This window comes from Fontisphaera persica (genome assembly GCF_024832785.1).
GTDB lineage: Bacteria > Verrucomicrobiota > Verrucomicrobiia > Limisphaerales > Fontisphaeraceae > Fontisphaera > Fontisphaera persica.
The window spans coordinates 2,139,939-2,163,397 of the sequence record NZ_CP116615.1; the positions used below are offsets into that span (position 1 = coordinate 2,139,939).

Here is a 23,459-nt window from a genome sequence, read left to right on the forward strand (position 1 = left end):
CATGACGCTGCGCTGTGTCGGGGGCGGCTGGCTGGCCGCCGTGTGCCTGCTGGCGGCCCACATTGCCTGCGGCCAGACTTCAACGCCACCGGTGGAGCGTATCACTGCCTTTGTCTTGCAGGACCAATATGGCACCAATCACACTCTTTCCCTGCCCCTGCGCCGCCTCACGTTGTTCACCGTGGCTGACAAACAGGGGGCGGACGAAGTGGCGGGGTGGGTCAGTCCCGTTTATCTTCTGTACAGCAATCGCCTGGACATTGTTGGCATTGCCAACGTCAGTGCGGCGCCGCGCTGGTGGCAAGGGCAGGTCCGCCGCGACATTCGCCGGACCTATGCGCATCCGGTCCTGCTGGATTGGACGGGCGCCGTCACCGCGTCCTTTGGGGCCGCCCACACGGCGCTGGCGGTTTTCGTGGCCCGGCCGGATGGCGCCATCATTTATCGGCAGACCGGCCCCGCCACGGCGGCGGCTTTGGAACGCCTGTTGCAATTATTGGCCGCAGAATTAAAACAACAGCCTTGAGCAGTTGAAATTGGGATTTTGCATGATTGTGTGCCTGTCACTGACGCAGGGTGTCCGCAGCTACTGGCGCCAGGCCGCCCTCGTGCTGGTTTTGTGCCTGGTGGGGGTCCGGCCCCTGGCGGCGGCGCCCCTGCCGCGGCCGCTGATTAAAAACAGCGCCTACGGACGGCCCAATGTGGTTTTGTTATGGGCTGAAGGGTTGACCTATGGCGATTTGCCGCCCTATGGGGCGACCAACCGCCAGATGCCACACTGGCAACAATTGGCGCGCGAAGGCGTACGCTTCGATTGTGCCTATGGCGGCGGCCCGCATCCCCAGCTCTCCGTCCGTCTCTTGCTGGCAGGACAGGAAGAACAGACGCCTGCGTCCTCCGGCCCATCCCTGCTACCCTCCCGCAAGGAAACGCCGGCGCTGCCCGAATTATTGCGGGAGCAAGGTTACGTCACCGGGACGCTGGGCTGGTGGCCGCCCGGCGAAAGCTGGCCGCCCTTGAAACACGGATTTGAGGAATGGCTGGGCAGCTTTGACCGTGCGGAGGCGCAACAGGTGTATCCGCAGTATCTGCATCGCAATGCCATCCGCCACGAGTTTAATCCTCCTGCCACGCCGCAACGATTTGCAGCTCCGCAATTAATGGTGACCGCCATGACGAATTTCGTGCGGACTTCACGTCTGTACCCCTTTTACCTGCAAATGATTTATCCGTCCCCCCCCACCAACGCCAGCCGCCAGGAATGGTTGGAGCGGCTGGACCGCGACCTGGGCCTTCTCCTGGCCACGTTGCGCCAATACCGCGTGGAAACCCAAACCGTGGTCATCGCGGGGGGCCTGACTCCTTCCCGCGAAGGCAGGGAAGCACCCAGCACCTTGCGTAGTCCGGCGGGGCTGCTCCGTTGCACCACCAACGCCGTTTATGAGGGCGATTTACGAATCCCTCTACTGATGCGCTGGCCGGAAAAGTTAAAGGCCGGCGTCACCAACACCCATCCTTTGACCCTGCCGGACCTGCACGCCACCCTGGCAGCGTGGGGCGATGTCTCCCTGCCCGAAGAAGCGCGCACGCTCTCGCAAGCGGACTGGCTGGTGCGCGGCAATACCAATCATCTTCAAGCGCGCGGCTGCTGGCTCAACCCTAACAATGGAGCAGCCGCCCTGCGCGATGGTCCCTGGAAATTGGTCCGGCCCCATCCCCAGGCGCCGTGGGAACTTTATCATCTGGAGAAGGACCCAGCGGAGCGCGAAAATCTGGTGGGGCGGCTGCCGGAGGAGCTGAAAAGGATGCAAGCGTTGTGGGAAAAACGGCGCGCGGCCAAGGCGCCCTGAGCCGCCGTGCCGTCTGAGCTAGCTCGACTCCTTATTTATCCACCCCCGCCAGCGATACAACGCCCACGCCAGTTTTTCCCGGACATACAGCGACATTTTCACCAATCCTTGGTACCGCGGCACCAGGTTGAACGAGGGCGGACCTTCCAGACTGACCGAAGTTTTGAAATCACATGGCACGGGAATGACTGGCACCCCCGCTGTTTTGAAACAGGCCACGGCCCGCGGCATGTGATACGCGGAGGTAACCAACACCACCTGCTTCCATCCGCGCTCCCGGCAAAGCTGCGCCACTTTCAGCGCCTCCTCGCGGGTGTTATCACAGCCGCCCAAACTGATGACCGGAGCTTGGGGCAGTTGCCAGGCCTCCAGCCATTTTCGCACCATGTCAGCCTCCACGCGCTTTTGGCCGTCAGGCAGGGCGGCTTCCGCTCCGCCCAACACCAGGGCGCGCCCCCGGCCCAGGCGCATCAATTCCAAGCCCATGAACAGGCGGTCACCATCAGCCGTGACGCCCAGCCCAAAGGCATCCAGCCGGGAAGGCTCAAAGCCGCCGCCCAGCACCACCACGGCATCGGCCACGGGCAATTCAGGCAACGGTGGCGCCAGATGTTGCTTTTCCAGCCGCCCGAGCAGCCAGCCGGAAAATCCTGTGCTGCCCACGACAAACATCAGCAGGGCCAGCAGCCCTGGCAGGAGCGCCAGCCGCCAGCGTTTGCGCGACAGGGCCCACAAGGTGAACAACCCCAAGGCAGCCCACACCAGGCCGACCGGCTCCAGAAGGTTGAACACCATCCGTTGCAGATTGGTGATCATGCCTTCCACACCATGATGCGCCGCTCGGTCATGCCCTCGATGGCGTAACGGACGCCCTCCCGCCCCAAGCCCGACTCCTTCCAACCCCCGTAAGGCATCACATCCGCCCGCCAGGTGGGCACATCGTTGACCAGCAAGCCGCCCACTTCGAGCGTCTCAAAGGCCTGCTGAATGGCCGGCATGTCGCGAGTGAAAATCCCCGCCTGCAAACCATAGGGAGAATCGTTGATTAACCGCAACGCCTCTGCCCAGTCGCGGTACGGCTCCACCGTGACCACCGGCGCAAATATCTCCTGGCAATTCACCTTCATGGCGGGGGTGGTGCGCGTTAAAATCATGGGCGGCATCAGGTTGCCGCGAGTTTCGCCGCCCAAAACCACTTTGGCCCCGTCCTGCAGGGCCTCCTGCACCCACGCCAGGGCGCGGCGGGCCTCCGCTTCGGAAATCATGGGGCCTACGTCCGTTTCCTCGTCCAAGGGATTCCCCACCTTCAGTCGCCGGGTGCAGGCGATGAATTTCTCCAAGAACGATTCCAGCACCGGCTGATGCACAAAAATGCGCTGTACGCTGATGCAGGTCTGGCCGGCGTAGGCAAACCCACCCATGGCGCAGCGCTGGGCGGCGTAGTCCAAATCCGCATCCGAATGCACCGCCACGCCGGCGTTGCCGCCCAGCTCCAGGGCCACTTTCTTGTGACCGGCGATGTCCCGCAGCCGCCAGCCCACCTTGCCGCTGCCGGTAAAGCTCAGGTATTTCATGCGCGGGTCGGTGGCCAATACCTCTGCCAGCGCACCCGGGCAATGCAACACATTGAAACTGCCGGGGGGAGCGCCGGCGTTTTGCAGAATTTCGGCGAGCCGCAGGGAGGTCAAGGGGGGTTGCGAGGCGGGCTTGAGCACCACCGGATTGCCGCAGGCCAGGGCTGGGGCGACTTTGTGCGCCACCAGATTCAAGGGAAAATTGAACGGGGTGATTGCCGCCACCGGCCCCAGGGGAAACCGCCGCACCAAGCCTTGGCGGCCCTCGCTGGCGGCGTCCAGGTCCAGCGGCAGCCATTCGCCCCGCAGGCGTTTGGATTCCTCCACCGCATCGGTAAAAGTCAAAATGGCGCGGGCCACCTCAGCCCGGGCGTACTTCAGCGGCTTGCCCGCCTCCAGGGCTATGAGCCGCGCGATGCCCTCCCGGTCGGCTTTCAAACCCGCCACCACGCCTTCCAAAATGGCGGCGCGCTGATGGGTGGGCAGGCGGCGGGTGACGGCAAAGGCGCGCTCCGCGCATTGAATGGCCTGCTCCAGATGCGCCGGCGAAGCCCGATGCACCCGCCCCGCCACCGCGCCGTCATAAGGCGAGCGAATGTCCACCACCGCCTCGCCGTCCACCCATTCACCGCCAAGGAACAGCCGGAATTCCGGGGGCGCGGCAGGTTCAGCGGGAATGGTGGCATCAGCCATGGGCGGGACAGGCGTTAGATGACCTCCCGATATACGTCCGGGTGGGGCCGGGAAATGACCACCGCGTTGACCAGCACGCCGGCATCAGCGATGATTTTTTTGCCCGCGGCCACCGCCGCCTGTACCGAGCCGACATCGCCAGTCATGGTCACAAAAGCCTTGCCCCCCAGCGCCATGGCCAGCCGGATTTCCATCAAGGTCACGCTGGCGGCTTTGGCGGCGGCATCCGCCGCCTGCAACAATGTGGCCACGTTGAACGATTCCAGAATCCCCAAGGCGCCCGTCGGCTCGCCGGGGTGCGTGCGGCCCAGAGCGGCGATGACGTCCTCATGCACGTTGGTGATGACAAACTGGTCAATAAGGCACCCGTTGGCCGCCGCCGCGCCCGATTCCACCGCGCTTCTAACGGCGGCCGCGTCGCCCCCGATGAGCACCATGTACTTGCCGGAGCAAATGGAGCGCGACAAAATCAACCGCACATTCCCCGCCTTGAGCATGGTGTCGGCCACCTGAAATCCGCTGGCCACACTGGACAACTCAATCAAACCAATGGCTCGTTCTTTCATGGGATAAAAAAGGGTTGGCTCACAAAACCGCCAGGGAAATGCGCTCGGGCGTCACCGCTGCCACCCGCCCCGCCAGCGGCGCATGCAGCGTGGCGCCCAGGGCGTTGGGGGCAGGCGCCGCGATGATTTGCCCGGCCTTGACGGTGTCCCCCACCTTCACCTGCGGTTGGGCGGGCGCGCCCGCGTGCTGTTTAAGGAGCAAGTGCAGTTCCCGGGGGCGCCCCTTCCATTCGCGCAGCGGCGCCGGCACATCGTATTCCTGGACGTGCAGCTTGCGGGTCAGCGCCTGGATGGGCACACGGCGCCCTTCCCGCAAGGGATGCACCTGCACCTCCATTTTGCCGCTCCATTTCTGGTTGGCGCGGCGCATGGCGGCCTTCGCGTCATCGCAGGCTTCCTTGGGATACAGCTCCTCCGGGCAGGCGTAGAGCGTGCACAAGCCGCAGGAGCAGCAAAGGGCCGCCCACTGGTTCCAGTATTCCGCGCCGGTGGCAGTGAAAGCCAGGCTGCGCATCACCTGATGCGGCTCCACGGCGTACCCGAGCAAATACCGCGGGCAAAACTCCGTGCAGTAACGGCACTGGTCGCAGGCTGATTTGCCGATTTGCGCCATGCGCGGCTGGGGATTGAGCTTGCGTTGGATGATGTGATGCTCACGCGGCAACACCACCACCCCGGTGGCGGTCTTGGTCACCGGGGTGTCCAGGTCCAGCGTGGTTTGTCCCATCATCAATCCGCCAATGCACAACACCGGCTCCGCCGTGGTGGCGCCGCCGGCGGCCTCCAGGCATTCCCGCCACGTGACGCCCACCGGCACCACCAGCGTGCAAGGCTCGCGCACGGCGCCGGCCAGGGTCACCATCTTGTGCGTGACCGGCTGGCCGCGCGCGGCTCGGGCCACATTGACAAACGTTTCCACGTTATTGACCACCACCCCCACATTCAGCGGAATGCCCTGCGGCGGAATGAGTCTTCCCGTCACGGTGTACACCAAATCGTATTCATCTCCCGAGGGGTAATAATCCCCCAGCAACTCCAGCCGCAAAGGTGTCCCGGCAATGGCCCGGGTCACGGCCTCGATGGCTTTTTTCTTTTTGGCCTTGATGCCAATCACGCCGGTTTGCGCGCCCACCGCTTCCATAGCGAGCAGCATGCCGTCCCGCATCTCCTGCGCCCACTCCTCCATCACCACCGCGTCTTTGTGGAGCAGCGGCTCGCATTCCGCGCCGTTGGCAATCACGGTATCCGCCTTGGCGGACAGTTTGACGTGGGTGGGAAAGCCGCCGCCGCCCGCGCCCACCACGCCGGCTTGCCGGACTTGTTCTACCAGGCTCATCGTGCGCAAGTGTAGTGGCGGACGAAGAAAACTCAAATCCAAAGCGCAGGAGGACACTGCCGGTCCCGCGCAGGTGTTTCCCGCCGCCCATGGATTGTCGCTGTCACCCCGCCAGTTGGAGCCAGCCCGGCAAACTGGCAACCGTCAGTGCACGGCAAAAAATCCACGTGCACTTTGAGCAGAGCAAGCTAATGTTTCGGTCACCTGAACGAACTTATGGGTTTGATTCAACCATTTGCTGCGGTGCGACCCCGTCCCGAGCTGGCAGCGCGTATTTGCGCCCCGCCTTACGATGTGCTTTCCACCGAAGAGGCTCGGGCCATGGCGGAAGGCAATCCGCTGAGCTTTCTGCGCGTCAGCAAACCGGAAATTGAATTCCCGCCCCACCAGGACCCCTACGCCCCGGAAGTCTATGCCCGCGCCTGTGAAAATTTCCGCCGCATGTTGCGCGAGGGCGCGCTGATGCAGGAGCCTGCGCCAGCCTATTACCTGTACCAGCAACGCATGGGCCGCCACGTGCAGACCGGCCTGGTGGCCGCCGCCAGTTGCGCCGCCTATCTTGAGGGCAAAATCAAAAAGCACGAGCTGACCCGCCCGGACAAGGAGGACGACCGCCTGCGTCACATCGAAGTGGTGGGCGCGCAAACCGGCCCCGCCTTTCTGGTGTATCGCTCCCAACCGGCGTTGGACGAGTTCATGGCGCAAAAAACCGCCGTGGCCCCCGAAGTCGAGTTCACGGCGCCGGACGGCGTACGGCACGCCGCCTGGACGGTGCGCGACCCGTCCGAAATGGATTTCATTGGCCGCGCCTTTGCCGCCCTGTCCGCGCTCTACATTGCGGACGGCCATCACCGCACCGCCGCAGCCGCGCGCCTCTATCAAAAACGGGGCAGCGGCCCCGCTGCCTGGTTTCTGGCGGTCATTTTTCCCCATCACCAGTTGCAAATCCTTCCCTACAATCGCGTGCTCAAAGATTTGAATGGCTTGACGCCTGCCCGATTGTGGGAGCGATTGCAGAACGTGCTGGAGGTTTTGCCCGACCCCGGGCCCGTGCCGGCCCGAAAACACGAGCTTTGTTTTTATCACGCCGGAAAGTGGCATCGCCTGCGGTGGAAGGACGGCGTGGCCAGCGCGCCCCACGCGGTGGAGCGCCTGGACGCCGCCCTTTTGCAACAGCACGTGCTCCAGCCGGTGTTTGGCATTGACAACCCCCGCACCAGCGAGCGCATTGCCTTCATCGGGGGCATCCGAGGCCCTGCCGAGCTGGAGCGGCTGGTGAACTCCGGCGAGTATGCCGCCGCCTTTTCGCTCCATCCCACCACCTTGGAGGACATGATGCAGGTGGCCGATGAAGGGGGTATCATGCCCCCCAAGAGCACCTGGTTTGAACCCAAGTTGCGCGACGCCCTCTTCATTCACCTGATTTGAGCCGTGAACCCGGCCTCACATCGCCTGGGCAGGAATATCCTCGCCGCGCTGGCGGTGGGTCTGATGGCGGGCATCGCCGCCGCATGGCATGGGGAAAGCCATCCCGCCTGGCTGGCGCAAATCCAAAGCTTTGCCACCGCAGTTTTGGACCCCCTCGGCCGCATTTTTCTGCACCTGCTTTTCTGGGCTGTCGTGCCCCTGGTTTTTGCCACGCTCGCCCAAGGCGTGCTGCAACTGGGCAACGTGGGAGGATTGGGCCGGCTGAGCTGGCGCGTGGCCCTTCTGTTCGCCGCCAACATGGTGATTGGCGTGGCGTTGGGCCTGGTGGCCATGAACTGGCTGGCCCCCGGGGCCTCGCTCACCGCGGAAGCCCGCCAGCAATTGTTGCGCGATTTCACCGGCGCCGCCTCCGCCACCCTCGAAACGGTGGCCGCGGAGCCCATGACCAGTTTTCGCGCCCTGGTGGACATTTTCCTGCCCCGGAATCTGCTCAAAGCCGTGGTGGAATTTCAACTGCTGCCCCTCATGCTCTTCGCCCTGCTGGTCGGCGCGGCGGGAGCGCGTCTGCCCGAGGCCAGCCGGCTCCGGTTGCACCAGGCCCTGGAACTCATCACGGAGCTGATGCTCCGCCTGGTGGGCTGGGCCATGTATCTGGCGCCGCTGGCTGTGCCCGCCATGATTTTCAGCACGGTGGTCAAAGCAGGCCTGCCCGTGGTGAACGCCCTGCTGGGTTTCGTGCTGGTTTGCCTGGGGGTCATGGCGCTGCACCTGTTCGGCACCCTCTCTCTGTGGCTGAAATGGCTGGCCGGCCGGTCCCCGTGGGCTTTTTTCAAGGCCATTCGCACCGTCCTGGTGACCGCTTTCTCCACCAGCTCCAGCAGCGCCACCCTCCCGGCCAGTCTGGCGGCCTGCCGCGAGTCGCTGGGCGTCTCGGCGCCCGTGGCGGGCTTCGTGCTGCCACTGGGTGCCACGCTCAACATGAGCGGCACCGCCTTGTATGAGGGATGTGTGGTCCTGTTTGTGGCGCAGGTCTATGGCGTGCCGTTGTCCTGGGGGATGCAGGCGCTGCTGCTGGTCATGACCGTGCTCAGCGCCGTGGCCGTGGCCGGCATTCCTGGCGGTTCTTTGCCCTTGATTGCCGGCCTGTTGCACACCTTTGGGGTCCCGCCGGAGGGGCTGGCGCTGGTGTTGGGGGCAGACCGCCTGCTGGACATGGCCCGCACCACCGTCAATGTTACGGCTGATTTGGTGACCGCAACGGTGGTGGACCGACACTGGCGGGAATTCCATCCGCCTGGCCCGCTATAAGACACGCCTTCGCCTGGGCTGTGCCCCTATTGGTTGGGGCTGAAACTGGCCTTCTCCACCTGAAGTTTGGGAGTAAAGAACAGGGAAGGCGGCGCCAGGTTACCGGCCACCGGGTTGGTGCTGTTCGGCTCGGAGGCGGCCCCATGGGGGGAGCCGCCCTGGGCCAACTGTTCAGCAAAGGACGCCGCCCCGCCCACTCCGGCCGCTGGCGCGGTTATTCCGGGGAGGTTATGCCCCATGGGCAGCAGCGTATTGGCCGCCACCGGGTCGGGTGTCCGCAGCATCATCAACCCACCCACCAAGACGCCACAGGCGCCCGCCGCCGCCAGGCCGGACCAGAAGGGACGCGCCGTCAAATAATGCCACAAACGCAACACCCAGGCGCTCTCCGCATCACCCTCGACGGCGTTGATGCGGGCCATGACCTGATGAGAAAAGTTCTGGAAATACCCCGGGGGCGGCTGTTCATGCCGCTTGAGGGCCAGAAGCTGGCGCAACCGTTTGAACTCATCCTGTGGTTGAGACATGCTCATGTCAGGTCAAAAACTCGGCCAAATAGGCTTGCAGTTGTTGCCGCGCATAAAACAGGCGCGAGCGCACGGTGCCCTCGTTGCAATCCATGATCCGCGCGATCTCCTCGTGCGGCAATCCTTGAATGTCATGCAACGTGACCACCGTTCTATGAGTATCTGACAATTTCATCATGGCCTTGTTCAATTTTTCCTGCAACTCGGCCAGATGAATGTCCCGGCGGGGGGTTTTATCCGAGATGAGCGCCACCAGCTCAGGGTCATTTTCCACCTGGTTATCCAAATCATTGAGGCTCAACTGGAGGCGATTTTTGCGCTGTCGCAGAAAATTCAGCGTCTTGTTGACCGCAATCCGGTACAACCAGGTGAAAAAGGTGGCATCCCCCTTGAAGGACGGCAGCGCGCGATAAGCCTTGATAAATGTCTCCTGGGCCAGGTCATTGGCGTCCTCGTGATTGGCCGTCATGTGGTAGATGGCCGCGTAAATGCGCTCCTGATAGCGCTGCACCAGTTGATCAAAGGCGTCCAAATCACCCCGCTGCGCCCGCCGCACCAAGACCAAATCATCCACTGGCTTGGGGCTGCCACCGCCCGTGGTGGCGGGGGTCGTGGCCCGGCTCGTGGGGGAATCGCTCATAACCTTGGGCGCTTTATGCCGGATGCCGCAGGGCCGCGGCCTGTTGCGCCAGCAAATCGGCCAGCCCTTCCAACCCTTGACGGCTGGGCGAAGCCGGCAACTGCCGCAAATGCGCCTTGGCCTCCTGCAATCCCGATTGAATGGCCGCCTGGGCCCCCTCCAGCGCTTCATAGCGGGCCATTAACTGCAACAAATCCTGCAACCGCGTCGGCCGCCAGTGCTCAATCCAATCCTGCACCTTTTGCCGCTGCGCGGCCTCCACCCGCTCGAGGAGGAGCAACACGGGCAGGGTCAATTTCCCCTTGGCCAAATCCGTGCCCAAGGATTTCCGCGCCTCGGCCTCCGAAGCAAACAAATCCACGCAGTCATCATACACCTGGTAGGCCGTTCCCAGCGCCATGCCAAATGCCCGCAACGCCTCGCGCTGGGCTGCTGAAGCCCGACTCAAATACGCTCCCATGTCACACGAGAGCGCAAACAACTCGCCGGTCTTCATCCCCACCACTTTGAAGTATTCATCCCGCGAAAAATTAAAGTTGCGCCGTTGCCGCGTCTGCAAAATCTCGCCCGCGCAAACCGTGTTGGTGGCGGCGGAAACCGCCCGGCAAACTTCCGTGGTGGGAAAACTGGCCGCCAATTTCAGGGCATGGGCAAAGAGACAATCTCCTACCAGCACCGAAATATCATTGCCCCAATGGGCCGCCAGTGTGGGCTGCCCGCGGCGCATTTGCGCCTCATCCAGGACATCGTCATGCACCAGCGTGGCCAGATGCACCATCTCAATAATAACCGCCGCCGTGACATGCGCCTCGGTCAACTCCCCCAAGGCCCGCCCGCTCAACCCCACCAGAACCGGACGCAACTGCTTGCCCTGGCTCTGCAGCGCCTCGGCGGCGTAGGCCGAAATCTCCGGGTCAAACGCCCCCACCTGCGCCGCCAGCCGCTCGCTCACCTCCTGCAAAAAAGGGCCCACGGGCGCGGAAAGTGCTTTCCAGGCGTGGGACAATTTTGCCCCGGCTGCCGCCGGCGGGGAGCCTTGGGCCGCCTTTGTTTCGGCTGCTAACATTCCCCAAAACTTAAGTGCGCTTGCCCCCCAAGTCAAACCCGGAAACCGCCAACTGCCGGCTGGATTTACGCGGCTCGAACCTGCCCGACCACCTCTAAAAACATCCGGGCCACCCGCGGCATGGCATACTGGGTATGCACGGCCCGGTGCGCCGCACGGGCCAGTTGCTCCCACCGAACGCGGTCCAGCAACAAGCTTTCCATCGCCTCGGCCAGGGCTTCCGCCCGGGGGGCTGCAATCACCCCTCCGCCTGTGGCTTCCACAATTTCCGGAAAAGCGGCGGTGGCCGGCTGCACCACCGGCACCCCTGCCGCCATGGCCTCCAATAAAAACATGCCAAAGGATTGATTGTACTGCACAGGCACACTGAACAAGGTCAATCCCTTGAAAAACGCAATCTTTTCCTCCCGGCTTACATTAGCATGAAACGCCACCTCGCCCAAAAGACCGGCCTGCGCCAGCTTGCGCTTTTGTTCTTCCACCACCGGCTCGTCCGAAGGGCCGCAACCGCCTCCAATTTTCAGCCGCGCCGGAGGCGCCTTGCCACGTTGGCGCAACTGGACAAAGGCATCCACCAATACCGGCAGCCCTTTCTCCCGGCACATCCGGGCAAAAAAGCCAATTACCGGCGGCGAAAACTGCGCGGCCGGCGCGGGCGGATAACCTTCCAGGTTCAGCCCCAGGGGCACCACCTGAATCCGCTCCGGCGGCAGTTGCAGCCGCTCGGCCATCACCTGGGCAAACCAACGCGAAGGAGAAATGAACACATCCACCACCCGCGCCTGGGTCTGCACCAGGCGCCAGGCGGCGCTGCGATGCGGCTCCGGCAACCCATCCAAAAAACTGTCTTCACCGGTTAACTGGCAGGCCAGGCGGGTCTGCAATTCCCGTTTCAAGCGCGGCGCCAGGCCCAACAGCAGAGCATTGGAAAGACATATCATGTCGAGTTGCCCGCGCTCCTTCAACCATCCCACCAAGTCCTCCAACTCACACCGCTGGCGGCCCTCCTCGCCTTGCAGCATGGAAACGGTCATGTCGCCCACTTCGCTGGCGCGAGTTTTCGCCGCGCGCCCTGCCGCCCAGCGCAACAGCGCCGGTGAGGCCAGCAACCGGCGCAAGCCGCGCGGCATGTTTTGCAGCCAGGGAAATTGCTGCTCCAGAAAGACGTTGAGGCCGCCGAAGAAAACTGGCGTTCCGGCGCTCTGGTCCTCCTCGTCCAGTTTCAAGGGCAGGTACAACGGCACCATCAACGCCTGATGCCCCTGCCGCCGCCATTCCGCCACCAGCGCGTTGTCCCGGAAGCAGTTGCCGCAATACATCCCACCGGCGCCGGGGGTAATCTGCACAATATGCCAAGGCCTCGTTCCCACGAGCCGCCAAATTAGCGCAGTAAACGCTCGGCGTAAAGCAAGTCAGCCGGATAGGTCATTTTGGGATTGGGCATGGGACTGGGCACCAGCACCACCGGCTGCCCAATCAGCTCACACGCCGCCGTGTCGTCGGTCAAATTCAATCCCCGTTGCCGCGCGGCGCCCAAAGCCCGCCGAATCACCTCCACCCGGAAGGTTTGCGGCGTCTGCACCGCCCAGAGATGCGTGCGATCCACCGTGCGCCGGATGAACCCCTTCGCATCGGCCTCCTTGAGGGTATCGGTAACCTTCTGCGCGGCCACCGCCGCCCCATGCACGGCGGCGGCTTTGAAAGTGGCTTCAATTAATTCCAGGGTGACACACGGCCGCGCCCCATCGTGAATGGCTACCAGTTCCACCTCCGGATGCAGCGCGGCCAGGCCGTTGGCGACTGAATCCTGTCGCTCCGCCCCGCCGGCAACCACTTGGAAGGGCTTGCCCAGTGAAGCTTCGGCGGCGAGAGCTTGAAACCGCGCCTGCTGCCCGTCGCGCACCACCACAATGATTTGCTGCACCCACGGGGAGGCGTCAAACTGGCGCCAGGCATGCAGCACCACGGGCTGGCCGGCCAGCGGTAGAAACAGCTTGTCCACCCCTGGCCCCATGCGCGTGCCTGAACCGGCAGCCACAATGATGGCGGCATTCATGCAAACCAGATGCCCCGGCCTGCGCCGGCGCCGTCAGTCTTTGATGGTCAGCTTGTAGGTGGGCGAAAGCTTGCTGTCCTGGCGCGGCTCAGGAAAGGCATTGACCCAATACTCAAATTTGAACCGGTAATACACTTCTTTCTGGTCCGCCGGCACCGGAATCAGGGTCTCCCAGCGATTCTTCATCAGGCGCGTGCGCTCCATGGGATACGTCTGCTCGTTGATCATCACCAGCGGCCGGATGGAATCCTGCCGCAGCGCCTGCTCCCGGTGGTCAAACTTGACTTCCACCGGATACAAGCCGCTGGGATTGCGGGGCAAACTTGCCGGCGTGAGATTGGTGATCGTATGGCACCCCGCCGCCAGAAGGAGGAGTCCGCCCAAAAAAGCAAGCCGTGCAACGTTTCGCATCATGCGCCGCAGGGTGGCAAACTCCCCCCGCCTTGTAAAGCCGGATTCACGCCCTAGGGCACCATCCAGCGCGAATCATAATCCTGCCCGTTCCAGGTGAACTCCGCCCGCTTGTGCGTGTCATCCGGAAACAACGCCAGCCAGTCAAACCGCTCCACCGTGGTGATGACCACCGCAAAATTCCGGAAGGCCATCTCGTGCTCCGATTCCACCTCCACCTGCGGCGGCAAAAACGCCGGCAAACTCGTGCCCGGCGGCAGGGGGGAAAGATAACGCAGATAATTCAAGTCCGGCCGCGCCCGCCAAATTTCCTCCGCCACCGCGTTCTGATGATGCACCACGGCAACCGCCCGCGCCCGCAGTTGGATGCGCTCCGCCGGATCGTAAAACAACCATTCCACCCGGGGACGCTCCTGGAGCTGCTGGATTTTGTTGGCCCGCGCATCGGAGTAAAACACCAAGGCGCGCCGCTGCGCATCGGCCGCCCGCAAAACCACCGTGCGCACCGCCGGACGACCGGCGTCCACCGTGGCCAGCGCCGCCAGATGCCACGAGTCATCCCGGCGCTCGGCGCCGGTTTCCAGTCGTTCCCAGATACCCGCCAGCAGGGCGGCCAGACTTGGCGTTGTCCAATCCATGTCCAACTTCTGCCCGGCTTTTGTCAGGCAGAATAAGGTCTTTATTCCAACCCCATTGGGCGGACTTCTTCAAGCCCAAAGCTTTACCCGCATCATCTTTGATGAGAAGGGGTAGCAACCCCGGGGGGCATGGCGGCATGTGAGCCGTCCGGTTGCCAAGATGATTACATCTTGCCCGGCGAAGGCGGGGAAGGAGCCACCGGTGGCGCAGCCAAAACCTCCCGCATTTTCACGCTCAGCGTGTAAAGGTTGAAGGGTTTGGGCAGGAAATATATGCCGTCTTCCACCACGCCTCGCTCGGCGATGATGTTGGCCGTGTAGCCGGACATGTAGAGGCACTTCAAGCGCGGGTGATATTGCAGCATCTGCTGATATAATTCGTGCCCATTCATCCCCGGCATGACCACATCGGTGAGCAGCAAATCAATGCCAGTGCGCGCCTGCCGGCCGAGCTTCAAGGCGTCCTCCGGACCGTGGGCCACCAGCACTCGATATCCCAGGCGTTCCAACTTGGTTTTCACCACCCGCCACACCGCCGCCTCATCCTCGACCAGGAGCACCGTCTCGTGGCCCATTTCGAGCCTTTTCTTGGTCTGGATGGCAGGCGCCATTGGCGCAGCCACTGGGGCCTCCTCATGCCGTGGAAAATATAGTCGAAAACAGCTTCCCTTGCCCACGTGGCTTTCCACCTGAATAAAACCATGGTTTTGTTGCATCACCCCATAGACCATGGCCAATCCCAGGCCGGTGCCCTGGCCCACCGGTTTGGTGGTGAAAAACGGCTCGAAAATGCGCTGCAACACCTCCGGCGTCATGCCGCAGCCGGTATCGCTGACCGCCAGCATCACATAATCGCCGGGCAGGCAATCCTCCATTTGCGACGCTGTGGCCTCGTCCACCGTTACATTGCGAGTCTCGATGGTCACCTTGCCAGTCCCCACGATGGCGTCCCGGGCATTCACGCACAAATTCGTGAGAATTTGATCCAATTGTAACGGGTCAATTTTCACCGGCCATAAATTCGCTCCGGGAATCCACTCCAATCGTATTTCCTCGCCCAGGCTGCGCTGGAGCATCTTTTGGGTGCTTTCCAAGGCTTCATTCAAATTGAGCAACTTGGGCATGATGGTTTGCTGACGGGAAAACCCCAGCAGCTTGCGCGTCAACTCCGCCGAGCGCCTCGCGGCGTCGTAAATTTCCTTCAAATGACTTTGCACGGGATGGTGGGGTGGCAAATCCTCCTTGCTCATCTCCGTGTAATTCAAGATGACGTGCAGCATGTTGTTGAAATCATGGGCCACCCCACCGGCCAGCCGGCCCACCGATTCCATCTTCTGCGCCTGCAGCAATTGCGCCTGCAACCGGTCCCGTTCCGCTTCGGCCTTCTTGCGCGCGGTGATGTCCCGCACGGTATTGTAAAGGTGTCTCTCGCCCTTCAACTCAATCTTCACGAGCGTGACCTCCACGGTCAGGGATTCGCCGTCAAGGCAGCGCGTTTCCCATTCAAAGCGGCAACCTTCCTCCTCACCCCGTTCCAAAAATTGCTGCGCGGCTTCTGCGGAAAGACGGCCATCCGGCTGTCGTTCCGGGGAAAAATCCACCGGAGTTTTGCCCACGATCTGGCTCTTGTCATGCGCGCGAAACAACCGTATGGCCGCTTTGTTGCAGTCCACAAAACGGCCGTCTTTCGTGAGCAAAATGGCGTCGGAGGAATCCTCGAACAATTTGCGAAACGTTTCCTCGCTGGCCCGCAACTCCTCGGTGCGCTCGGCTACTTCAAATTCCAGCCGCGCTTCATAACGGCGCACAAAACCTACCAGCACACCCAGAGCACTGCTAAGGAACAAACCAGCCAACCCTGTAAAAAGGCCCGCTCGTTTGGGATACAACGCCTCAAAGGCTTTTCCCCCGCAGGCAAGCACCTGGAACACCTGGCCACCAGCCAAAACGACGCCCCCATAAGCCAGACACCCCGGTTCTTTCTCTCCCTTCATTGAACTGATCGTAATCAGGGGTGCGGCATTCGTGGTCCCCAACACACTCCACTCCAGCGGCACCAGCCGATCGGTAATGACCTGCCGCAAAAAATCCTCCAGCCGCAACGCCGCAAAGGCATAGCCCGACAATTGGCCCGAAGGACTGTCCGAAAATACTGGCCGATAAAATATCATGCCCATTTGCCCGGCCTTTTCATGGACCAACTGCAGCGGCTCCGTGGCCGTGGTCAGACCGCTTCGCGCTGCGGCTTCCAATGCGCGGCGCCGCCCCGGATGCGACCCACCGTCAAAGCCCAAAGCAGCTTGGTTGCCTTCCAAGGGAGCAAGGAAAGTCACCGGATAAAAGACGTCGCGCCCTGCGGCAGGAACACGATTTCCCAAGCTGTCCTTTTCCCATATTTCAAAATCCGCCAACCCCTCGCCCCGCATTGCCTGCTCAAAGGGAAGTTTTCGCCAAGGGGATATGGCCGGCATCCAACCCCACGCCTGCACTGCCCGGTTGTGAGTCAAGTAATTGGCATACTGTTGAAACTCCTGCCACGTTACCGATTCGCTGCCTTCAAAAAACCTCCCCAGCCCCTCCAGTTCCAAGTGCACCACATTATCCAGCGCCTTGGCCAGCGTGACCATGCGCATGGCCGACCAATGCTGCAAAACTTGATGCCGGTTGCGGTACTCGGCCTGATGCGCCAGCCAGGCGCTCAACCCCGTCAGCAGAAGGCCGCAGCCCAAAACAATGCCTGCCTCGAGATAATCCAGCCAGGTCGGCGCGCGCACGCCCATTGTTCTTCGGTGGTTAAATAACAGAGCGCTCCCCAGGAAAAACCCCGCAGTAAGCAAAGTAAAAAACAACACCGGCATCACGGCCTCGCGCATAATATTCCACTGCCACGCCCGGGCATCGTAATCCACTCCCAGCACCACTGGCACACCATCCATGCGCCCCGCATTCACCGGAATCAACGCCGTTACCCAGGTGCCCCACCGGTCGGTGACCGGGCCTATCACTTGGGGTGTCCACCGCTTAAAAACCTCATGATAGCCCGGGGCAGCTTCAGTGTAGGCCTGCCCCGGCGGCGAATAATCGGGTGAGTCTGGCGGCTCACCATCCAGGAAGATAAACAATTGCCCATCCGGCCGACGGCCCAGCAAATAGACAAACCGGCAGCCAGGCTGGGCTTTTTGAAACATCTGAAACTGCGCCTTGAGCCGGGCGTACACGGGATTGTCCAAATCTTTAGCCCCGCCCATGAGGGAGCGAATGTCGTCCAACGGCAAAGTTTGCGCCGCCATTTCCGCGGCTTCCTGAATGTTCAGCCGAAAGTAACGGTCCGTGCGCTGGACCAACAGCCCACCAAGCACCAAGCTGAGAAACAACAACGCAAGAAAGGCTATCCCAAAAAGAATCCACGGCTTGAAACTGCGTAGCTTGGCCGTTTCCGGGCGCATGACGGGCATTTACATACGATACCGCCTGCGCCCTAGCAATACCGTTTTCTTGACCTCAGGCCCACCTCGCCAACCGCCCTCATGCCGGGAGGCGCTCAGCCCCATACGCCCTCCCCGCTTCATTCATTCCTTACAGCGTTCAAATTGAATATCATACGTCTCCCCCAACGCTGCTTGATAATAAGTGCCCCGCAGAACATTCTCCCTGCCCGGCTCCAATAACAAGGTGTACAGGCAGCCGGGATAACCCACATCCCGTAATTCCACCTCCACCTTCACATAACTGCCCATCCGGCTGGCCCGCGCCCGTGAAACTTGGATTGGCTGCGGATTGTAGTAGGCGGCCTCCAGGTGTCCGTCCTCTGCGGCGCGCTTGATTTCCAGGACGTAACCCCCATCCGGCCGCAACCAGCGTCCTTCAAGTTTTTTGAAACTCGACGCCTCCACCGCCACCGCGCTCAGGCTATTGGACCCATGGGCCTGCGGCACCATGGTTCGCTGCCCCAGCCTGCGGCTCCGGTCCACCACCAGGACGGTCATCACCACCACCAGCGCCAATAAAAAAAATCCCACCCACCGCTGCTGGACCGGCGCGCTCCCGCCTTGCTTCGTCGAGGCTGCGTGTTGTTTTTTCATACCCTCTTGCTCGCCTGCCATCGGCGGTTGAATGCCACGCAATCGGCATACCGCACCCCCGTGCCGCCAAAAATATCCAAGGCCGAACCAATCGTTAGGTCCACCCGCCCCCCACTCAGTTCGGTCACCCGTTCCAGGTCCGCCAACGATTTCGCCCCGCCCGCATACGTCACCGGCAGGGTTGACCATTGACTCAATTGCGCGACCAGCTCCTCATCTATCCCCCGGCACAATCCCTCCACATCCACCGCATGCACCAGAAACTCCGCGCACGATTGGGACAACCGCTCCAACAAGGCCGGGCCTAATTTCTCCTGCGTCCACTTTTGCCAGCGGTCCGTCACAATAAAATAGCCGTCCCCTTTCTTGCGGCAGCTTAAATCCAACACCAAACGCTCCCGTCCCACCGCTTTCACCAGCGCAGCCAGCCGCTCCCCATCCACCCGGCCTTCACGGAAAACCCAGCTCGTCACAATCACGTGCGAAGCGCCGGCCTCGAGCCAGCCCCGGGCGTTTTCCGCGTTCACGCCTCCCCCCAGTTGCAAGCCGCCCGGATAAGCCGCCAGCGCTTCCCGGGCCGCCGCCTCATTCCCCGGCCCCAACTGGATGACATGCCCGCCCGTCAAATCATCCTTCCGATAGAGCGCGGCGTACCACGAGGCGGGGCGCTCCGAAACAAAATTCGTGCGCAGGCCGGCGCCGCCTTCCTGCAGCGTGCCCCCGACAATCTGCTTCACCTTGCCCTCATGCAAATCTATGCAGGGTCGAAACATGCCCGGTCAACTTACGCTGGCTTCCCCCTTCCGTCGAGCCTGCCGTGGTCGCTCCCGATAGCCCGCCCTTCCCTCAGCGCGGCATTTGAATGTGATTGGCGGGGCGCGTCCCGGCCGGTGTGCGCACATCGCCGGAGGTAAGCAGGCGATAGGCCGTCGCCATCATCGGCGGCAACTCGGCGTTGCGCGGGCTTTGCACGCTCCCATCCGAAATGGCAATGGCGCCGCGCTCACGATGAATGGTGTTCCCCCAATGTATGGGCAAATCCCCCTTCCCCAAATCAATCGCCGGCACACCCGGGTTGGGATAAACACTGGTGCACGGGTCGGGCACGCCGCCGCTCAGATGGCGGTCCCCGGCCACGAGGGTGAGGGCCAGTTGTTCAAAGGAATCCAGGCCAATAAAGTAACTCATGGCATTGCCGCGGTTGGCCGGATTGGCAAAGCCGAAAGCGTTGGCCGACCAGTCCACCGCCACCGCCGTGATTTCGCTGTCGCTGGGACAAATCAAAATCTTGGGCGTGCCCAGTTCATTGGAGGCGCAAATGACATTCCGCCAAATCTCCGCCGCGCGCGGCCCATAGGTGCCGCCTTCATTCCGCCGCAAAAACCAGGGGTATTTCCCGTCGTGATCCAGCGCAAACAGGCGAAAGGCCAGACTCACCTGCCGCAGGTTGCTGATGCAATGCACACGGCGCGCCCGCTCTTTGGCCGAGCCTAGCGCGGGCAGCAGCAGGGCCATCAATATGGCAATGATGGCCACCACCAGCAGCAGCTCCACCAGGGTAAAGCCGCGCCCTCGTTCAGCATTGTGCCACCGCATCGTTTATTAACTTACTCCAGGCCACGCGGCCTGCCAACCCTGCAGATGTGTAATTACCTGACAAATCCCACGGCCCCCTTATAATGTTCGCGTGCAGCTCTGAGCCGCCATAACACCGTGGAATCCATGCCCCTTGCGCTCACTTACGCGCTGGCCGACCAGCACTTTGAACGCACCAAATCGGTGGGTATCCTCAACCTTTCCCGCGGGTTGCTGCGCGGCCTGATGCTCCACCCCGCAACGGGCCGACTGACAGTCCTCGCCAATCCCTCCCTGCCGCTGCCCTCACCCCTGCCGCCTACGGTCGAAGTGCGTCAACACCGCCTGCCCCTGCGGGGCCGCCTGGGCCGCCTAATCTGGGACCAATGGGGTGTGTACACCGCCGCCAAAGCCGCCGGCCAGCCCTGGCTCCTGCTGCCCAAAGGCTTCGCCTCTTTTTTGCGAACCTGCCCGGTGCAACTGGCCGCGTATGTGCACGATACCATCCCGCTATTTTACCGGGAGCGTTACCCGCAGGCCTTTCCGCGCGGTGAGGCCTGGTATTTTACCCGGTGCCTTCACGCCACCCTGCGCCAGGCCAAAATCATTTTCACCAACACCGAGTTCACCCGCCAATGCCTTTTGCAGACAGCCCAAAGCGTCGGCCTGCCCATTCCCCCGGTGGTAGTGGCGGGCATTGGCTTCGATGAACCGCCCGCCCGCTTTGCATCCCCGGAGAACCGCATCCTCTGCCTTGCCAGCCCCTGGCCCCACAAACTCACCACGCAGGCGGTGGATTTTCTGGAACGCTGGCGCCAGCAGGAAGATTTCCGCGGTACCATTGAGTTGGTGGGCCGCACTCCCCGGCATCTTGCCCTGCCCTCCTCCCCCGTCTGGCACGCGCATGACCGCCTGCCCGAGCCGGTTTTCCGTGACCTGCTCACTCGTTCCCGCATTTTGGTTTATTTCAGTGAAATCGAAGGCTTCGGCATGCCCCCGGTCGAAGCCGTCCTGGCAGGAGTGGTGCCGGTTTATTCCGACATTCCAGCCCACAAGGAGGTCATGGACCACACCGGATGCCCTTTTGCCAATGGCGATTACCCCGCCTTCGTCCGCGCCATGGAAACAGCCTTCGCTGTCACACCCGAGCAACGGGCGGAATGGCGCACCCATCTGCTGGCCCGGCACCACTGGAATGCCGTCACCAACCGCGTGATTAACGCCCTGGTTTGCTAAAGCCCCACCTCTGCCTCCAGACGTGCTCCCCACCGTCCGGCCCGGTTTGCACTGACACCACCAATCCCCCTCGTCCGGCCAAAACAGGCCGGTGTGAAAGGTTGGAAATCCAATTTATCAACCAAACCCGGCCTGTGTTTCCGATTGCGAGCACCGGCGCGTAGTTACGTTTTCCCGTGGTCAAACTTTTGTCTGCAAGATTTTTCCAGAACCGGCTTCCACGCCTGCAAACACCTCGACTGCTCGCCGACCCCCAAATTTTTCCCAGCCTCAGACTGGCCTTGGCCCAAATCTTGGGCTAGAAATATCGCAGCGCTGGAAATACCCCGGCGCCCATAAAACCATGTTCACGTCCAAACCAGTCTGCGGCTGGGCATTTGCCCTGGGCATGGCGCTTCCCCTTTGCGGCGCCACCATCATCGAAACCGACCTCTGCGTCTATGGCGGCACCTCGGCCGGCATCATGGCCGCCGTTCAGGCCAAACGCCTGGGACACTCCGTTGCCCTCGTTGAGCCAGGGCGTTTTCTGGGCGGCCTGACCACCGGCGGCCTCGGCGCCACTGACATCGGAAACAAAGCCGCCATTGGCGGGCTTTCCCGCGAATTTTACCGCCGCGTGGCCAGGCACTATGCGCAGGCCGCCGCGTGGAAATATGAAACGGCGGAGGAATACTTCTCCCGCCGCGGCAGCGGCCAGTCCCGCGCCTCGCAGCTTGACGGGCCGGACGCCACCATGTGGACCTTTGAACCCAGTGTGGCCCGCCGTATTTTTGAGGGTTTCCTCCAGGAATACGACATCCCTGTGTATCGTGAGCACAAACTCACCGCCGCCCGCAAAACGGGCGCGCGCCTCGTCGAACTGGAAACCGACCGCGGCGTCATCTTCCGCGCCCGCCAGTTTATTGACTGCACCTACGAAGGCGACTTGATGGCCAAAGCCGGCGTGGCCTACACCGTCGGGCGCGAGGCCAACTCTCTTTATGGCGAAACGCTCAATGGCATCCGGGCCGAGACTCCCAAGCATCAATTCCTGGTGCCCGTGGACCCCTACGTGAAACCTGGCGACCCCTCCAGCGGTCTCCTGCCCTTCATTCAACCGGGCGACGGCGGCAAGCCCGGGGAAGGCGACCACCGCGTGCAAGCCTACAATTACCGGCTCTGCTTCACCACCAATGCCGCCAATCGCAAACCCATTGAGCCACCGCCCAACTACGACCCCGCGCAATACGAGCTGCTCGGACGTTACCTCGAAGCGCTGGTGGCCGCCGGACATAAACCCACGCTCAGCCAGTTCTGGAATCCCATCTGGATGCCCAACCACAAAACAGACATCAACAACAATGGTGGCTTTTCCACGGATTTCATCGGGATGAATTACGATTATCCCGAGGCGGATTATGCCACGCGGGAACGCATTGCGAAGGCACATGAGCACTACATCCGCGGCTTCCTCACCTTCCTGGCCACCAGCCCGCGGGTGCCGGAAAACATGCGCCGGGAGATGCAGCAATGGGGCATGGCCGCCGATGAATTCACCGAAACCGGCGGCTGGCCGCAGGCCCTGTATGTGCGCGAGGCCCGCCGCATGATTGGCGCTTACGTCATGACCGAAAAAAATTGCCGGTACCAGGAAACCGTCACCGACTCCGTCGGCCTGGCGGCCTATAACATGGATTCCCACAACTGCCAGCGCATCGTCAAAAATGGCCGCGTGGAAAATGAAGGCGACGTGCAGGTGCCGCCCATGAAGCCCTATCCCATCAGTTACCGCGCCCTTACTCCCAAGGCCGAGCAATGCGAAAACCTGCTCGTGCCCGTGTGCCTCTCCGCCTCCCACATTGCCTATGGCTCCATCCGCATGGAGCCGGTTTTTATGATTCTGGCTCAAAGCGCCGCCACCGCCGCTTCGCTCGCCTTGCAAAAACAAGTGCCCGTGCAAAAAGTGGACTACCCCACCCTCCGCCAGCGCCTGTTGGCCGACGGCCAAATCCTCGAATGGACCGCCGCCACGGCAGCCGCAGGGGTGGAGTATAAAAAACTGCCCGGCATCACCGTGGATGACACCGACGCGGAAAAAGCCGGCTTCTGGCATCCTTCCAGCATGGTCACCGCCCGCCTGCTGGGCATCGGTTACCTCCACGACAACAACGAGCACAAGGGCGAAGCCTCCCTTACCTACAAACCCGAAGTGCCCAAGGCCGGGGATTACGAAATCATCCTGCTCTCTCCCCCCCACAGCAACCGCGCCACCGCCGTGCCGGTCACGGTCAACATCGGCGGGCGCGCGCAGACCTTCAAGGTCAACCAGCGCGATTTTGCCTCGCAAGGATTCATCTCTTTGGGCAAATTTACCCTGCCCGCCGGCAAGGGTCTGACCGTCACAGTGTCCAATCAGGGCACTGATGGTTTCGTGGTGGCGGACGGTTTGCAGCTCAAACCGGTGGAAGCACCCTCTCCGTAAAAATGGCGCCCG

General features: G+C 62.1%; 21 protein-coding genes. 6 read left to right on the forward strand and 15 right to left on the reverse strand.

Annotated features, from left to right (window positions below; translation table 11 throughout):
• Position 1 precedes the first annotated feature (1 nt).
• The gene (locus tag NXS98_RS07765; protein WP_283847906.1) at positions 2-526 is read left to right on the forward strand and encodes a TlpA family protein disulfide reductase; all 525 of its coding nucleotides are present in this window, start codon (positions 2-4) and stop codon (positions 524-526) included.
• A gap of 22 nt (positions 527-548) precedes the next feature.
• Positions 549-1,850: a sulfatase-like hydrolase/transferase gene (locus NXS98_RS07770; protein ID WP_283847908.1), complete on the forward strand. Its 1,302-nt coding sequence runs from the start codon at positions 549-551 to the stop codon at positions 1,848-1,850.
• An 18-nt stretch (positions 1,851-1,868) separates the two neighbouring features.
• On the opposite strand, the gene NXS98_RS07775 is transcribed toward NXS98_RS07770, so the two are convergent.
• The 4 genes from NXS98_RS07775 to NXS98_RS07790 are packed head-to-tail and all read right to left on the reverse strand — an operon-like array spanning position 1,869 to position 6,019.
• Positions 1,869-2,666 (reverse strand): YdcF family protein, encoded by a 798-nt coding sequence (locus tag NXS98_RS07775; protein ID WP_283847910.1) that lies wholly within the window; start codon positions 2,664-2,666, stop codon positions 1,869-1,871.
• The gene (locus NXS98_RS07780) at positions 2,663-4,117 is read right to left on the reverse strand and encodes an aldehyde dehydrogenase family protein (protein WP_283847911.1); all 1,455 of its coding nucleotides are present in this window, start codon (positions 4,115-4,117) and stop codon (positions 2,663-2,665) included. The genes NXS98_RS07775 and NXS98_RS07780 overlap by 4 nt, the downstream gene beginning before the upstream one ends.
• 14 nt (positions 4,118-4,131) lie before the next feature.
• A complete protein-coding gene (locus tag NXS98_RS07785) occupies positions 4,132-4,683 on the reverse strand; it encodes a BMC domain-containing protein (protein ID WP_283847912.1) in 552 nt (183 codons plus the stop codon).
• Positions 4,684-4,702: 19 nt separating this feature from the next.
• The gene (locus NXS98_RS07790; protein ID WP_283847913.1) at positions 4,703-6,019 is read right to left on the reverse strand and encodes a 4Fe-4S dicluster domain-containing protein; all 1,317 of its coding nucleotides are present in this window, start codon (positions 6,017-6,019) and stop codon (positions 4,703-4,705) included.
• A 216-nt stretch (positions 6,020-6,235) separates the two neighbouring features.
• On the opposite strand from NXS98_RS07790, the gene NXS98_RS07795 reads away from it, so the two are divergent.
• Together NXS98_RS07795 and NXS98_RS07800 are read left to right on the forward strand one after the other, a co-directional pair.
• The gene (locus NXS98_RS07795; protein WP_283847914.1) at positions 6,236-7,447 is read left to right on the forward strand and encodes a DUF1015 domain-containing protein; all 1,212 of its coding nucleotides are present in this window, start codon (positions 6,236-6,238) and stop codon (positions 7,445-7,447) included.
• 3 nt (positions 7,448-7,450) lie between these two features.
• Entirely contained in the window at positions 7,451-8,755 is a 1,305-nt protein-coding gene (locus NXS98_RS07800; protein ID WP_283847915.1) for a dicarboxylate/amino acid:cation symporter, read from the forward strand.
• Between the two features lie 26 nt (positions 8,756-8,781).
• Here NXS98_RS07800 and NXS98_RS07805 read toward each other — a convergent pair whose 3' ends face one another.
• From NXS98_RS07805 to NXS98_RS07855, 11 genes are all read right to left on the reverse strand, one after another.
• Positions 8,782-9,288 (reverse strand): hypothetical protein, encoded by a 507-nt coding sequence (locus NXS98_RS07805; RefSeq protein WP_283847916.1) that lies wholly within the window; start codon positions 9,286-9,288, stop codon positions 8,782-8,784.
• A gap of 1 nt (position 9,289) precedes the next feature.
• On the reverse strand, positions 9,290-9,922 hold the full coding sequence (locus tag NXS98_RS07810) for a sigma-70 family RNA polymerase sigma factor (RefSeq protein WP_283847917.1): 633 nt from the start codon (positions 9,920-9,922) through the stop codon (positions 9,290-9,292).
• Between the two features lie 13 nt (positions 9,923-9,935).
• Positions 9,936-10,895: a polyprenyl synthetase family protein gene (locus NXS98_RS07815; RefSeq protein WP_283847918.1), complete on the reverse strand. Its 960-nt coding sequence runs from the start codon at positions 10,893-10,895 to the stop codon at positions 9,936-9,938.
• Positions 10,896-11,053: 158 nt separating this feature from the next.
• Positions 11,054-12,334, reverse strand: coding sequence for a glycosyltransferase family 4 protein (locus NXS98_RS07820; RefSeq protein WP_283847919.1), 1,281 nt, complete (start codon positions 12,332-12,334; stop codon positions 11,054-11,056).
• Between the two features lie 35 nt (positions 12,335-12,369).
• Entirely contained in the window at positions 12,370-13,044 is a 675-nt protein-coding gene (gene ispD / locus NXS98_RS07825; RefSeq protein ID WP_283847920.1) for a 2-C-methyl-D-erythritol 4-phosphate cytidylyltransferase, read from the reverse strand.
• Between the two features lie 33 nt (positions 13,045-13,077).
• Positions 13,078-13,458: a hypothetical protein gene (locus tag NXS98_RS07830; RefSeq protein ID WP_283847921.1), complete on the reverse strand. Its 381-nt coding sequence runs from the start codon at positions 13,456-13,458 to the stop codon at positions 13,078-13,080.
• A 50-nt stretch (positions 13,459-13,508) separates the two neighbouring features.
• Positions 13,509-14,093, reverse strand: a complete 585-nt coding sequence (locus tag NXS98_RS07835; RefSeq protein ID WP_283847922.1) for a pyridoxamine 5'-phosphate oxidase family protein — start codon at positions 14,091-14,093, stop codon at positions 13,509-13,511.
• 164 nt (positions 14,094-14,257) lie between these two features.
• Positions 14,258-17,548: a CHASE domain-containing protein gene (locus NXS98_RS07840; protein ID WP_283847923.1), complete on the reverse strand. Its 3,291-nt coding sequence runs from the start codon at positions 17,546-17,548 to the stop codon at positions 14,258-14,260.
• 114 nt (positions 17,549-17,662) lie between these two features.
• Positions 17,663-18,175, reverse strand: coding sequence for a hypothetical protein (locus NXS98_RS07845; RefSeq protein WP_283847925.1), 513 nt, complete (start codon positions 18,173-18,175; stop codon positions 17,663-17,665).
• Positions 18,172-18,948 carry a phosphoribosylformimino-5-aminoimidazole carboxamide ribotide isomerase gene (gene hisA / locus NXS98_RS07850; RefSeq protein WP_283847927.1) on the reverse strand — a complete coding sequence of 259 codons (777 nt, stop codon included), beginning with the start codon at positions 18,946-18,948 and terminating at the stop codon, positions 18,172-18,174. The genes NXS98_RS07845 and hisA overlap by 4 nt, the downstream gene beginning before the upstream one ends.
• A 73-nt stretch (positions 18,949-19,021) precedes the next feature.
• Entirely contained in the window at positions 19,022-19,771 is a 750-nt protein-coding gene (locus tag NXS98_RS07855) for a type II secretion system protein (protein ID WP_283847929.1), read from the reverse strand.
• Between the two features lie 126 nt (positions 19,772-19,897).
• On the opposite strand from NXS98_RS07855, the gene NXS98_RS07860 reads away from it, so the two are divergent.
• Entirely contained in the window at positions 19,898-20,986 is a 1,089-nt protein-coding gene (locus NXS98_RS07860) for a glycosyltransferase (protein WP_283847930.1), read from the forward strand.
• A 343-nt stretch (positions 20,987-21,329) separates the two neighbouring features.
• Entirely contained in the window at positions 21,330-23,447 is a 2,118-nt protein-coding gene (locus tag NXS98_RS07865) for an FAD-dependent oxidoreductase (RefSeq protein WP_283847931.1), read from the forward strand.
• Positions 23,448-23,459: the final 12 nt, after the last annotated feature.